This window comes from Cupriavidus sp. 01L43 (genome assembly GCF_056399925.1).
This window is the reverse complement of record NZ_JBFTSH010000001.1, coordinates 640,829-651,855: the sequence shown is the minus strand read 5'-3', so window position 1 is coordinate 651,855 and position 11,027 is coordinate 640,829. Positions and strand designations below refer to the sequence as shown.

Below are 11,027 nucleotides of genomic sequence, written 5' to 3'. Positions count from 1 at the left end.
GCCGGACGCGCCGCCACAGGCGGACGCAACGGCTGGGCCGCGGGACGCGGGCTCGGCGCGGCCGCCGCAGCGGGCGCCGACATCGGCCGCGCGCCGCCACGGCCAGCCGTGGCCTGACGGGCGGCCAGCAAGGCGGCCTTGGCGGGCGACATCGCGGCGGTATCGGCCACCGGTGCCGGAGCGGACGGCGCGGGCGCTTCCGCCCGGACCGGCGTCACCGGCTCGGCGGGGCGGGCAACCGGCGCCAGGGGCTCGGATCGAACCGGCTCGGCGGCCTGCACCGGAGCGACTGGCGCCACCGGAGCCGAAACAGCGGCAGGCGTGGGAACAGCAACCGGAACAGCAGCCGGGGCCATCGCCACCGGCGCAGCCGCCACACGCGGCGCGGGTGCTGCCGGCGCGGCGGGGCGCGGTCGGGCAACTTGCTGCTGGCCGCCACCGCCCTGCCCGCCCACCGTCGCCGGGCTGGCGGACGGCCGGAAGGCCAGCATGCGCAGCAGCGTCATGGTGAAGCCGGCGTACTCGTCCGGCGCCAGTGCCAGTTCGTTGCGGCCAATATTGGCAATCTGGTAGAACAGCTGCACTTCCTGGGCGTCGAACACGCCGGCCAGCCGTCGTACTTCGTCAGCCTCGGGCCATTCGTCCTGCACGGATGCCGGCACGGCCTGCGCCAGCGCCACCTTGTGCAGCAACGAGCCCAGATCCTGCAGCGCGCCGGCGAACGACAGGCTGCGGTCCGCCATCGCATCGGCAATCCCGAGCATGGCGGCGCCGTCCTCGGCGGCCAGCGCGTCCAGCAATTGCACGAGGTAGCTCTGGTCGATGGCGCCGAGCATGCCGCGCACGGCCTCCTCGGAAACCTGCCCGGCGCTATAGGCGATGGCCTGGTCGGTCAGCGACAGCGCGTCGCGCATCGACCCATGGGCCGCCTGGGCCAGCAGCCGCAGCGCGTTGCCGTCATGGCCGATGCCTTCCTGGCCCAGGATATGGTCCAGATGCGAGACGATATGCCCCGGCGGCATCTGTTTCAGGTTGAATTGCAGGCAGCGCGACAGCACCGTGACCGGAATCTTCTGTGGATCGGTGGTGGCGAGGATGAATTTGACGTGTCCGGGCGGCTCTTCCAGCGTCTTCAGCATCGCGTTGAAGGCGTGGTTGGTCAGCATGTGGACTTCGTCGATCATGTAGACCTTGAATCGGCCCACGGTCGGCGCGTAGACCGCCTTGTCCAGCAGTTGCGCCATTTCGTCCACACCCCGGTTGGACGCCGCGTCCATCTCGATGTAGTCGACGAAACGGCCGCTGTCGATCTCCTGGCAGGCCTTGCACTGGCCGCACGGCTGGGCCGTGATGCCGCCCGCCCCGTCAATGCCGGTGCAGTTGAGGGCCTTGGCCAGGATCCGGGAGAGCGTGGTCTTGCCCACGCCACGGGTGCCGGTGAACAGGTAGGCGTGATGCAGCCGCTGCTGTTCCAGCGCGTGCGTGAGCGCGCGGACCACGTGCTCCTGGCCCACCAGCGTGGTGAAATCCCTGGGGCGCCATTTGCGCGCTAGAACTTGATAACTCATGGCGCCGATTGTAGCAAAACGCGCCGCCCCGAATGGCGCCGATTAACCGCACTCCCCCACGTAGCCACAATTGGCGCATTTGGCGCAGCCATCCACCTTGTGCAGGGCGTGGGCGCCACACTCGGGGCAAGGCTTGCCGGTGCCCACGCCGGGGTTGTGGCCGGCCGGGGCCGGCCGCGTCGGGTTGCCGGCCAGCGCCAGGGCCGGCTCGCCAGCCTGGAACGCGTCCCGCCCGGCCAGCCGGGCCGCCAGCGCCGCCGCCGGCACCTGGGCGCCGTCCTCGTCCAGGAACCCGCGCTTGATCAGGATGCGCTGGAGCGCGTAGCTGATGGCGGCCACCTCGGAATCATGGAAACGCGGCACCTCGGTGCCGTCCTGGCGCACCAATGCACCATATCGGACCGTGCCCTTGTCCCAGACCACGTTGCGCATGTCCGCCAGTGCCTTGGCCACCGGGCCGCCGGAGCGCGCCACCATCGACAGCAGCCGCATGGTCGAGGTGATCCACTGCTGCCCCTCGGTGCGCTGGCCCGCCGGCATGAAGAACTCGAGCGGCCGCTCCACCGTCACCGGCTTTCCATCGATGACGCCCGAGACCCGCATGAAGTTCACGGTCAGGTAGACGGTCTTGTGGCCCTCGTAGGTCAGATACTCCACCTTGGACGTCACGCCTTCCAGGTCTCCGAGCGGCCGGCTGTTGAACGGGCGCGTCAGCGGATCGTCGTCCGGGGTGGCCGCGGTGGCGGCGGAGGCCGTCGCCGGGGCGGTGGCAGGCGTGACCGAGAGCACGGCGCCCAGCACGCTGTTGGGCCGATAGGTCGCCAGCCCCTTCAGGCCGGCCTTCCAGGCCTCCAGGTAGAGGTTGCGGAAGGCCTCGTACGGATAGTCCTCCGGCACGTTGACGGTCTTGCTGATGCTGGTGTCGATATAGGGCTGCACCGCCTCCAGCATGCGCATGTGGTCCAGCACCGACATCTGGAGCGCGGTGACGAAGCTCTCCGGCAGCCGCTCCATGTCGGCGCCCATGTGGCGATACAGTCGCCAGGCGTGATCGGCCACCTCGAACGATCGGTAACTGTCGTCCGGCATCCGCTTGCGGCGGTTGTAGGTCCACGAAAACGCCGGCTCGATGCCATTCGACGCGTTATCGGCAAATGCCAGCGTGATCGTGCCCGTTGGGGCAATGGAGAGCAGGTGCGAGTTCCGCAGGCCATGCGCCCGGATGGCGTCGCGCACGGCCTCGGGCAGCCGGCTCACGAAGCCGCCGGCCAGGTATTGGTCGGCCTCGAACAGCGGGAAGGCGCCCTTCTCGTCGGCCAGCTCCACCGATGCCAGGTAGGCATGGTCGCGCATGGCTTCCGAAATCCGCCCGGCCAGCTCGCGCGCGGCATCGCCGTCGTAGCGCAGGCCGAGCATCACCAGCGCGCTCCCCAGCCCCAGGAAGCCCAGGCCGATGCGGCGCTTGGCGCGGGCCTCGGCCTCCTGCTCGGGCAGCGGCCAGAACGTGACGTCCAGCACGTTGTCCAGCATGCGCGTGGACACCCGCACGACCTCGGCGAAGGCCTCGAAATCGAAATAGGACTCGGCCGTGAACGGCTGGCGCACGAAGCCGGTCAGGTTGATCGACCCGAGGCAGCAGCAGCCATACGACGGCAGCGGCTGCTCCGCGCACGGGTTGGTCGCCTCGATGGTTTCGCAGTAATAGAGGTTGTTGTCCGCGTTGATCCGCGACAGGAACAGGATGCCCGGCTCGGCATGGTCATACGTGGCCTGCATGACCTGGTCCCAGAGCTGGCGGGCCGGCACGCGGCGGTAGACCCACTGGCCGTCATCGCGCCGATAGGCGCCGGCGGCGATCATGTCCATGCCCGGCTCGGCCTCGTGGACCAGTTCCACCTCGCCATCTGCCTCCACGGCCTGCATGAACGCATCGGTCACGCCGATCGAGATATTGAAGTTGGTGAGGTCGCCCTGGTCCTTGGCGTGGATAAAGCTCTCGATATCGGGGTGGTCGCAGCGCAGCACGCCCATCTGCGCGCCACGCCGGGCGCCGGCGGACTCCACGGTGGCGCAGGAGGCATCGAACACCTTCATGAACGAGACCGGCCCGGACGCGCGCGAGTGCGTCGCGCGCACGAGCGCCCCGCCGGGGCGGATGGCCGAGAAGTCGTAGCCCACCCCGCCGCCGCGCCGCATGGTCTCGGCCGCCTGGGCCACGGCCGCGTAGATGCTGGGCTTGCCGTCGCGCGCCTCGGAAACCGAGTCGCCCACGGGCTGGACGAAGCAGTTGATCAGCGTGGCCTGGATACCCGTGCCAGCGGCGGAATTGATCCGCCCCGCCGGCACGAAGCCGTTCTCCAGCGCCCAGAGGAAGCGCGCGCCCCACATCTCGCGCCGGTCGGCCGGCTCGGCCTCCGCCAGCGCACGCGCCACGCGGGCACGCACATCGGCAATGGTGCTTTCCTCGCCCTTGGCGTACTTCTCCAGCAGCACTTCGGTGGAGATGTCCTGCGGCGCCAGCGCGCCGCGCAAGATCTGGTCGTTTGCGTTCATGTCCTGGCTCATTCAGATGGAACGATTTTTCCAGTCCGCCATGCTGCCAGCGATCCTCCGGCGCACAGCCTGCGTCAGATCAAACTAGCTAGAACAAATCGTATTCCAACTAATTTCGGGACGCCTCCGGCCGGTTGCGATACAATGCCGGTCGGACGGGCCTCCTCGCATGGTGGCGCGGTCAACCTGGTCAGGTCGGGAACGAAGCAGCCACAGCCGTTTTCCATCAGTGCCGAGGGTCAGGCTCGTCCCCCATATTCTTTTGCTGCGTTCCTTCGCGGCACATCTTCGTAACCGTTCGCGTTACACGTCACACAGCCCCCGCACAATCAGGCAACAGCGTCGGCAATGCCCTGCAATGCCGCCTATTCTGCTCCCATTTTTCGATTGGGGGCGCATGCCCCCAATCGCTCAGAACAACGACCCCTGCCGCATCGCTGGCACCGGCGCGCGCAAACTGCCCGCGTCGATCCACTCCCCGGCCGCGGTTGCCACGCCGGCCTCGATGCGCTTGCCGGGGAACATCGGCCCCACTGCCGCCACGTAGCGCGCGAGTTGGGCGCCATAGGCGGCATGTTCCTGCGGCAGCAAACGCAGTTTGTAGTCGATCACGACCACGCGGTCGGTGAATTCCACGAGTCGGTCGATCCGCAGCAGCCGGCCGCGTCCGTCGTACAGTTCCACCTCGTTGCGCGACGATAGCGCCGCTTCGGGGAAGAACAGCGGGCGCAGCGCCGGTGCGGTCAGCATCGTGCGGACGTCGGCCACGGCCGCTTCGGCCTGGGCCTGCCAGCGTTCGCGCGCCTGCGGCGCCCCGGCGCCGGCCAGCGGGAACCAGCGCATGACCGTGGGCACGTCCGGCAAGGCGCCGAAGGCTTCCGGATAGCGCGTCACCCGTTCCAGCAAGGCGTGGACCAGTTCGCCATGGGCCGCCGCTGCGGCGTCGAACACCACCGTTTCTTCCTGGTCTTTGTCGTCGAACTCATCGAATTCGTCAATTTGCGGGAGTGGCGCCGCGTCGCGATAGCGCAGGCGGAAGTCCGCGTAGCGCACGCGCTCGCTCACTGGCGTCAGCGCGGCATCGCCGGGGGCAGCTTCGGTTTCCGGGTAGCCGTCCACCGCTTCGCCCACGCCTGCCGCCGCCAGTCGCACGTACCAGCTACCCGCGATCTCGGCCGCCGCGCCCTCTTTCTCGGCCTTGCTCGCACGGCCCTTCACGCCGCTCACCAGCAAACCCTGTTGGGCGCGCGTCATCGCCACATAGAGCAGATTCCAGTTCTCGCGCTCGGCCAGCGCCGCTTCGGCCTCGAACAGGGGCTGGCGGGCCCGGCCGCGCTCGCTGCGCTTGCCGTAGGCCGAGAAATGCCGGGGCACCGGCGACTCAGGCGGCCAGTCAACCAGAATGCCGCCGCGGTCCGCCGCCGGGTCGCTGTGGTTCGCGTCGAGCAGCACCACGAAGGGGGCCTCGAGCCCCTTGGCGGCGTGAACGGTCAGGATATGCACCGCATCAAGCTGGCTTTCGCCGTCATCTTCYGGCTCCGCCTCGCCGTCCTCCACGCCTTCGCCCATGCCGCCCTCGTCGGGGCTCTCGTCCTCGTCGCCGCGCCGAATTTCCTGCAACTCGTCGATAAACTTCGGCAAGCTCGGATAACGACCGCCATCGAGGTCCAGCGACAGCTTCAGGAAGGCGTCGAGATTGGCCAGCACCTGCTCGCGGATGGCGGCTGGCGCGGCCTCGGCGTAGCGGCGGCGCACCTCGCCCGCATCATAGATATGGTCGATCAGGTCATGCACGGGTCGCTGTGGCGCCAGCGCGAGCCAGGCGCGCAGCCGGGCCACGCCGCCACGTAGCGCATCGGAACATTCGGGTGGCACGCCCACCGCGTGGATGCGCGCCCACCAGCCGCCCTCGCCTTCCAGGCCGGCCAGCAGCAGCAGGTCATCGTCGGTGGCGCCCACCAGTGGGCTCTTGAGCACGTGCGCGAGGTCGAGGTCGGACTCCGGCGTCATCAGGAAGGCGAGCAGCGCGGAGATGTCGAGCGCCTCCAGCGTCGCCAGCAGGCCGCCCCGGCGCGGACTCAGGCACGGGATGCCGGCCTCGCGCAGCGCGCGCTCGTAATCGGCCAGATGGGTCTTGCGGCGCACCAGCAGGTGCATGTCCCGCCAGCAGGCAGGCCGCGTGGTGTCCCCTTCCCGCACGGGCACGTGGTCGCGCACATGGTGCAGCCAGGCGGCCACTCGCCGGCCTTCTTCGTAGCGCAGCGAATCGCCCTGCCGCGTGCGCGGCTGGGTCAGCGTGTCGCGGTGGGATGGGGCGTCAGCCGGAACCTCGGCTTCGTCCTCAGCTGGCTCCTCGACCAGCGGCAGCAGCCAGACCGGCCCGCCGGGCTCGCGCAGCGCCGTGGTCTGGGTCTCGTACAGCGGATAGCGGCCCTCGGCGCGCGCATGGTCGAACACGGCGTTGACCCAGTCGAGCACCTCCGGACGGTTACGCCGCGTGCGATTGGTCCGCAGCACGGTGGCGCCGAAATCGGCCTGCAGCATGGCGCTCGCCGCGCCGAACAGGCGGGCGTCGGCGCGACGGAAACGGTAGATCGACTGCTTTGGATCGCCCACCAGGAAGACAGTCGGCTTCTCGCCCAGGCCCTGGTAGCCGGCCAGCCAGCCCTGCAGGATCCGCCACTGGAGCGGATTGGTGTCCTGGAACTCGTCGAGCAACAGGTGCTTGTAGCGCGCGTCCAGCCGCACCTGGAGGTAGGTGGCGGTCTCCTCGTCGGCCATCAGCCGGGCGGCGAGCCATTCGAGATCCGCGAAATCCATCGCGCGCTGGTCGTTCTTGTAGCGCTGGTAGCGCTCGAGCAGGGCATCGCCGAGTTGGTACAGCGCGAGGTTGATGGCCAGCACGGCGGCCTCGCAGCGGCGCGCGGCGATTTCGTCGAGCCGGGCGCAGTGTTCGGCATGGCGGGCTAGCAGATGGTCCACGGCGGACTCGCCGCCCGCGGCCTTGACCAGCGCCGTGGTGCGACGCATCGCACGTGGCTCGCCCGCCGCCGTGAAAAACGCCGATCGCAGGCGGTGGAAGGCTTGCGCGGCGGCGTCGCCGGGCGCGCCGCCCGCCTCTCGCCAGGTGCGGATGGCGGTCAGGCCGTCGATCATCCGGGCAGCATGGCCGTGCTCGGTCTTGCCGCCCTGCCCTAGCAGTTTTGCGAGGGCCGCGCAGTCGTCGAGCCATTCGCCCTCGCAGAGCGCCTCCACCAGTACGTCCGCCGTGGCATCGTCGCCGAGGTGTTCCGCGAGCATCGTCGCCGGGTCGCCAGCCTCGCGCATCGCAAACCATTCGCTGCGCGCGTGGAACATGCGGTCCAGCAGGCTGCGCGCCTGGAAGTCGCCGATGGCATCGACCAGTTGTTCGTACGATGCCCGCAATTCGGCGAATTGGGGCTGGGCCAACGCACGCCAGAACGGCGCCCAGGCTTCCCGCTTCATGCGCAGGGCGTCTTCCCGCAGCGATGCGCCCGGCACGATGCCGGAGGCCAGCGGTGCGCCACGCAGCAGCGTGCCGAACCAGCCGTGGAAGGTGTCGATGGCCATGCGCCCCGGCGAGGCGAGCACCTTCGCGTGCAGCCCGCGCGCACGCGGCAGCGCGGCCCGGGCGGCGTCCGGGGTCAGGCCACGCATGGTCAGGGCGGCCAGCACCTCGGCGTCTGTGCCGCTGGCCAGTTGCGAGAGCACTTCCAGCAGGCGCTCGCGCATCTCCTCGGCGGCCTTGCGCGTGAAGGTGATCGCCAGAATCTCGTGCGGGGCGGCGCCGGCCAGCAGCAAGCGCACCAGTCGCGCCACCAGCAGCCACGTCTTGCCGCTGCCGGCGCACGCCTCCACCACCACCGAGCGGGCGGGGTCGCAGGCGGCGCGCGTGAAATCGGCCTCTTCGATGGGGTGCCCATCGCGAAGGTAGGCGTGGACGTCGGTCATGACTGCAGATCTGGCAAGGCGGTGGATTCCCAGAAGCCCTTGCGGCACAGGCCGCGGGCTTCGCAATAGGTACAGGCGGCGGCGTCACCGAAGGCCGGCAACTTGGCGCCGGTACGCAGGCGGCCCACATCGTGGCGCAGCTGGCGCTCCAGCCACGTGACGGCGGCGGCGAAGTCGGGCAGTTCCACTTCGCGCTGCGCGGCGGCGGCGCTGTCTTTCCCGCCGTGCTTCACGCCTTCCAGCGCGACCCAGCTTCCCGCCACTGCATCGGCGCGCAGCAGGCCGTAGAACGGCAGCTGGCAGTCTTCCTCGGCATCGCCGGCCTTGCGGCGCAGGCGGCTGGCCGGCTGCGTCTTGTAGTCGAGCACCGCGTGCGCGCCATCCGGGCCCTTGTCGAGCCGGTCGATGCGGCCCGCCAGCCGCAGCGGCAAGCCGTCCGGCATCGCCACATCCACGCTCACGTCGAATTCGCCGGCGCGCCACAGCCAGCCCTCGGCCTCACGCGCAGCCTGCCAGTCGATATAGGACGGCAGCACCTCCAGCCAGCGACGGTAGTAGCCGATGGCGTTGCCGTCCTCGGCCATCAGCGCGCCAAACACGGTGTCGGAAATCTGGCGCAGCCGGGCCAGCCGCCGCGCGGCGTCCTGTTCGTCGGCTTCGGCAATTTCGGCGTGGTATTGCAGCAGCACGCGGTGTAGCAGATTGCCGATATCGCGCTTCTCTAGGTCGTCATTTACCGCCTCAAGACCGGCCAGCCCGAGCATCCGCGCGGCGAAGAACTGGTACGGGCAGCGCCGCAGCATGTTGTACGCCTGCGCGCTCCAGCGGGCGGGCACGCGCTCGGGGGCGGTCGGCACCGGCATATAGCCGGGCTGGGCGAAGGTGTCGTGCAGGCGCGGGGCGATGCTGGCCTCGATCGGCGCCCCGGCGCGCGCGCAGCACGCCGACAGTCGCTCAATCCAGCCCGACACGTGGTGCGGCTCGCCCCGCCCCCCGAAGCGCTGCCAGGTCATCACCACGTCGTCGTTGTTCAATAGCACTTCGGCCAGATCGCGCGCCTGCTGGGCGAAGCGCGCCTCGCGGTCTTCGAGCGCCAGTTCGCGGCGCATCTGGTTCGAGAAGAACATCAGTTCGGCGGCGCTGGACGGCAGTTGCGCATCGTCGCAGCCGACGATCACCACGCCGTCGAAGCGCCGCATGCGCGCGCCGTTCAGCGGCAGGATCGTGATGCGGGACGAACTCTGCGCGGACGGCTCCTTGTACGCCACCGATTCGAGCAAGGCGGACAGCATCGCGCGGAATTCCTGCTGGCTCAGCGTGGCGTGGGCGCCGGTCTCGTCGTCGGGCAACTCGGCCAGCCGCGCGAGGGCGTCGAGCATCTGCCGGCCGGCGTCGTCGGCGGCGAGGGGCGCGCGCATATCGAGCGCGTCCAGCGTGGCGTCGAGCCGGGCCAGCCAGACCGTCAGCGGTTTCTGCGCCAGGCCGCGCGGCCACGCGGCGGCCTCGTCGGCCAGCGTGGCGATCAACGCGCGCGCGCCGGCGCGGGTGGCTTGCTGGGCCTCGTCGGCGTCCATCGTCTCGGCATCGACCAGCGTGGCGTTGGCGCGCCGCTCGGCAAACAGATGACGCAGGCGCGCCCAGCCGCCGGTGATGGCTTCGCGGCGAATCTGGCGTTCCATCAGCGCGATGGCGCCGCCGCGATGGGCAAAGCCGGGCAGGCAGAACGGGCTCTTGAGCAGGTCGAGCAGCGCGGCGGTGTCGCCATCGCGCGCCAGGACGTCGAACCAGCGCATCAGCGCGGCGGCCGCCCGCGTGGTGGAGAGCTTCCAGCCGGTTTCGTCGCGCACCGGCGCCCCGGCGCGGGCCAGCAGCGCGCGGGCCCGGCGGGCCACCACGCGGTCATGCGCGACCAGCGCGACGTGGCGGCGGCCTTCGTTGAGCCATTGCACGAGCTGGTCGGCGGCGGCGGTCGCCTCGTCCTCGAAGCGCGCACTGCCGACCACGCGGATGCGGGGGCGATGTTCGGGGAGCTGATCAGGCAATGCATTTTGCGACTGACGGGTCGGGGAATCGTCTGACGCATCAGATTCGTCTTCGTCTGCCACTGCATCGATCCGCCGTGCCTCGGGCCACAGTGCCAGCAGCGTGCCGTACCAGTCGGGCGTGGCCTCGGCATCGTGCGCGCCGCCGGACCAGTCGTAGCCCACTTCGAGCGTCGGCACCTGCTCGCCAGCCTGGGCGAGGAAGCGGGCCTCGACGGGTTCGGGCGGCGTCGGGCCAATCCACACCACTGGGCCGGCCACCTGCTGCGCCAGCCGCTGCAGGGCGCGGCGCCGGGCTGGCAGCGGATCGTCCGGACCGGAAAGCATCTGCCAGAACGCCAGAACAATCTGCGCCTCCTGACCAAGAAATTGTTCCGACAGGTGCGCATAGGTGCGTTGCAACGCGCCCTGGAGCAGCGCGGCGCGATCCTCGCCATCGATATCGTCATCGTCGCGGACGGCGGCGTCCTCCAGCCAGCGCGCGCTCAGTTCGTCGCTGATCGACAGCAGCGTTTGCGCCAGCCCCCAGGCGGCGCCCTCGGTCTGGGCGCCGAACGCGCGGCGCAGCCAGTCCTGTTCGCGGATGGCCTGCTGCACGGCCAGCAGGCGCGCGGCATGGCTGCGCACCGGCCTGGGCTCGGCTTCCAGGTCGGGCGGGAGGTCCAGCAGCCAGTGGCCCAGCGTCAGCACGCGCGGCAGCAGCCGGGGCGTGCCGGCGGCGCGCGCGGCGGCGTCGAGCGCCAGCCTGACACCCGGAATCTGCGCGGCCGTGGGCACGACCACGTGCGCGCCGGCGGCGGCCGGTCCGCAATGGTCAAGGAAATACCACGTCGCGGTGGCGGCCTGCTCAAGGAAGGCGGGGCCGGGAGAAAACGAAAGCCGGGTCATGGAT

General features: G+C 70.0%; 4 protein-coding genes and 1 other RNA gene. 1 reads left to right on the top strand and 4 read right to left on the bottom strand.

Annotated elements, in window-relative coordinates; all coding sequences use genetic code 11:
• A partial coding sequence (locus AC1DP9_RS03140; protein ID WP_477106568.1) for a DNA polymerase III subunit gamma/tau occupies positions 1-1,568 on the bottom strand: 1,568 nt, incomplete at its 3' end.
• Positions 1,569-1,610: 42 nt separating this feature from the next.
• Positions 1,611-4,121, bottom strand: coding sequence for an adenosylcobalamin-dependent ribonucleoside-diphosphate reductase (locus tag AC1DP9_RS03135; RefSeq protein ID WP_477106567.1), 2,511 nt, complete (start codon positions 4,119-4,121; stop codon positions 1,611-1,613).
• Between the two features lie 154 nt (positions 4,122-4,275).
• Here AC1DP9_RS03135 and ffs point away from each other — a divergent pair.
• An RNA gene (gene ffs, locus AC1DP9_RS03130) (signal recognition particle sRNA small type) lies at positions 4,276-4,374 on the top strand.
• A gap of 158 nt (positions 4,375-4,532) precedes the next feature.
• On the opposite strand, the gene AC1DP9_RS03125 is transcribed toward ffs, so the two are convergent.
• Entirely contained in the window at positions 4,533-8,093 is a 3,561-nt protein-coding gene (locus tag AC1DP9_RS03125; RefSeq protein ID WP_477106566.1) for a UvrD-helicase domain-containing protein, read from the bottom strand.
• Complete coding sequence (locus AC1DP9_RS03120) at positions 8,090-11,023, bottom strand: PD-(D/E)XK nuclease family protein (protein ID WP_477106565.1); 2,934 nt, start codon at positions 11,021-11,023, stop codon at positions 8,090-8,092. The genes AC1DP9_RS03125 and AC1DP9_RS03120 overlap by 4 nt, the downstream gene beginning before the upstream one ends.
• Between the last annotated feature and the right edge of the window lie 4 nt (positions 11,024-11,027).

Excerpts from the sequence above, each read along its gene's own strand:
- AC1DP9_RS03135 (WP_477106567.1), bottom strand. The coding sequence starts at position 4,121 with ATGAACGCAAACGACCAGATCTTGCGCGGCGCGCTGGCGCCGCAGGAC.
- AC1DP9_RS03120 (WP_477106565.1), bottom strand. The coding sequence starts at position 11,023 with ATGACCCGGCTTTCGTTTTCTCCCGGCCCCGCCTTCCTTGAGCAGGCC.